This is a genomic window from Rickettsia endosymbiont of Cardiosporidium cionae, from assembly GCF_015476335.1.
GTDB lineage: Bacteria > Pseudomonadota > Alphaproteobacteria > Rickettsiales > Rickettsiaceae > JADHZC01.
This window is the reverse complement of record NZ_JADAQY010000012.1, coordinates 1-3,052: the sequence shown is the minus strand read 5'-3', so window position 1 is coordinate 3,052 and position 3,052 is coordinate 1. Positions and strand designations below refer to the sequence as shown.

The window sequence follows — 3,052 nt, the reverse complement described above, 5'->3', positions numbered from 1 at the left end:
CACCAAGGTAGTTACATGTTAAATGAGGTTTTACGCAAGCTTAATAAAAGAAAATTTTTTAACCATTTAGGTGGGAAGGAAACAATAAATTTTGTAAAAGAAATTTTAGAGATAGGTTTCGAAAACGATTGTAATAATGGTGAAATTCTTGACAAGATAGGTAGAATATTAAAATTCTGCTACTATTGCCAAAAGCCAGCAGAGGAAATGGGTGAAGATACAGATATTTACAAAAAATGTATAAAAGATCATGATATGTAAAGATTAAGTGAGTACGAGATGGACAAAAATATACCTACAACAGAAAATGCAAAACACGATGCTTTTTTTAAGAAGATGATGTCTGATCCCTTCCAAAGGGAAATATTCTTTTTACGGCATCTGCCAAAGAGGGTTTTAGAAAAAATAGATATTAAAAAGTTAAAGATGGCGCCTGCTAGTTTTGTTGACGAAGCATTTTCGCAATACCATAGCGACCTGTTGTTTTCTACAGCTGACAAAAAAAATTGTATCTATTTTCTTGTAGAACACCAATCTAGCAATGACCACAAGATTGCCTGGAGGTTAAAGTCATACAAGCATCGCATTTGGGAACAGTTTGAAAGAGATTATCCAAAAACTAAATTCCCCGTAATATATTCAGTTGTAGTATATAATGGAAGACAAAAATATACAGCTTCTAGAACATTTTGGGACTTGTTTGTAGATCCAGCAGAATCAAGGAAGGTAGAAAACGAAGAATATGTGCTCATCGATCTCCAGAAGATGGGAAATGATATTTTAGAGAAAAAGAAGCTTTTGTTCGAATATTTCTTTAAGAATTTGGGGGATACAAAACATTTGGCTGCTACAACCTCGACAACTCTTGATATGCTAAATGATATGGATTCAGATCAGCATATACAGCAGTATCTTTTTTTCATAGGATTAATGTGTTATAGTTTGGGTAAAGTGAGTAGAAATCAGGCGAAAAATATAATAGAAAAGGCAAAAATAATATATAAAAATAAAAGTGAGGATTTTATGAAAACCATTGCAGATAGTTGGATAGAAGAGGGAAAAGTAGTAGGTAGACTAGAAGGTAAGGCTGAAGGTAAGGCTGAAGGCAGAGCTAAAGGTAAGGCTGAAGGCAGAGCTAAAGGTATCGAATTCACAGCAAGAAATATGCTAAAAAAACATATAGATATGCATGTCATATCTGAAGTTACAGGGCTCTCTCTAGAACACATACAAAGATTGTAGAGGATTTTATGAAAACCATTGCAGATAGTTGGATAGAAAAAGGGATGCAGCAAGGTATACAGCAAGGTATGCAGCAAGGTAAGACTGAAAGAGATTTTCAGATCGCAAGGAATATGAAGGGGGCAAAAGCCTCTGTCAATTTCATTTCTCAAGTCACAGGACTCTCGATCGAACAAATAAAAAAATTGTAGAGGATTGTACAAAAATCTTGCGCAATCTCGTTTCTTTAGGGCCGAGAGCAGTCAATCGGACTCTCTTTTTTCTACAAAACCTACATTTTTAAATGGCAATTTTTGCCCTAGCATATTATTAATATCTATTTTTGTAATTGGATATCCTCCACTCATTAACGCATATCCTCTTAATTTTGCCAGTGATAGTATTTCTGAAGGTAGCGCTATTTCTCTTTCCACTCTATTTTTACTCAAATTTACTCCATCTCTTATCTCATGCGCTCCATATGATAAGCCCTCTTTATACTGCTCCGCTTCTGCCGTTCCAAGTAATTTCGACACCCATGTAGCAGTTTCATTGTTCCCAGCTTTTAAGATTATTTTATTACTACAATTGGAGCTTATAGTATTGCTTACTTGCTGACTATATCTATGTATTAATTGTGATATTGATTGTAATGCGATTACGAAGCATCCACCAAAGTTCCTTGACACTGTAAGCCCTTTTTCTAAACTAGGTAAGTAGTTTAAAGATGCGATTTCATCAAAAATTAACCATGTCTTTTGGTTATTCGACAAAGGCAATTCGCCTATATTATTAATTGCTATATCCATCATTGCCGAGATGAGTGGCGCTATACTTCCATGTAAAGAACTTCTGCTGGATATGAATAATGTATTTTTCATATCAGAATTAAGAAGCCAGTCCTTAATCGAAAAGTCAGTGATTCCGTCATTATTTATGTATTGCAACCCTTTTAAATGCGTTGCTAGCAGCATTAACAAACTAAGAGTCGTCTTTTCCGAATTTTGGTTTGTAAAATTGCTTGCGAGCGTACTCGCTAACACTTTATTTAGTTTTTTAACATCTAGCTGCAAGCATTTATACAAATCCTGAGTTTTTAGATTACCCTTTCTGTATTGAAGTTTGCATATTTCTGCAAAGATTAGCCTTGCGCCATTTGGCCAGAATGGGTCATTAATTAAGTCACCACTTCCTATTAACGCTTCTGCTATTGTATCAAATTCTGCTTCTTGTGATACCTCCTTCATTAGATTCCATGTTTTTGATCGTCGGTCAAATGGATTAATTATTATATCTTTTTTCTCATCATAAAAACTTTCCACAAATGTTCCAGTATAATCATATATTATTGCCTTATCTCCCTTTTCTTTTATCTGCTTAATTAGATTTTTTAGTAGTACTGTCTTCCCAGACCCGCTAACCCCTACAATCATAGTGTGCTCTGTCTCTGCCCTTGGGGCGAAATACACATTGCCTATGGAATATGGATTTACTATACCGCTTCTTTTATTTTCTTTTAATATTAATTTATTAAGATTTTTTAAATCTGTAATCCTTCTGCCTCTTATAAAATTCTCATTCTTAGTCTTACTACCCCTTTTAGATAGGTATAGCGTCACTAACAACATGCCCATCACTGCTACGGCCAGTGCACGCCAAAGACTTGAAATTAATATATCATTAACGCTACTTAACTCTTTTTGCGTAATCTTTAGGTCTAATATTTCATCAGCGGTATATCTACTAGTGATTTGTTGTTTGAGTAATTCTGGCTTCCTTTCTTTTTTTAAGGTTTTTGTAGCCTTATCATAAAACCTTCTTTGCTTTTCAC

Annotated in this window: 4 protein-coding genes; 3 read left to right on the top strand and 1 reads right to left on the bottom strand. The window is 34.5% G+C overall.

Translation table 11 applies throughout. The features are described 5' to 3' along the window. The 3 genes from IHI24_RS04560 to IHI24_RS04550 form a co-directional block, all read left to right on the top strand. The coding region (locus tag IHI24_RS04560) for a hypothetical protein (RefSeq protein WP_228777163.1) at nucleotides 1-261 on the top strand (261 nt) is incomplete at its 5' end. An 18-nt stretch (nucleotides 262-279) separates the two neighbouring features. Continuing rightward, nucleotides 280-1,242 (top strand): Rpn family recombination-promoting nuclease/putative transposase, encoded by a 963-nt coding sequence (locus IHI24_RS04555; RefSeq protein WP_194966883.1) that lies wholly within the window; start codon nucleotides 280-282, stop codon nucleotides 1,240-1,242. An 8-nt stretch (nucleotides 1,243-1,250) separates the two neighbouring features. Then, complete coding sequence (locus IHI24_RS04550; protein ID WP_194966882.1) at nucleotides 1,251-1,433, top strand: hypothetical protein; 183 nt, start codon at nucleotides 1,251-1,253, stop codon at nucleotides 1,431-1,433. A 51-nt stretch (nucleotides 1,434-1,484) separates the two neighbouring features. Here IHI24_RS04550 and IHI24_RS04545 read toward each other — a convergent pair. Beyond that, the coding region (locus IHI24_RS04545; protein WP_194966881.1) for a type IV secretion system DNA-binding domain-containing protein at nucleotides 1,485-3,052 on the bottom strand (1,568 nt) is incomplete at its 5' end.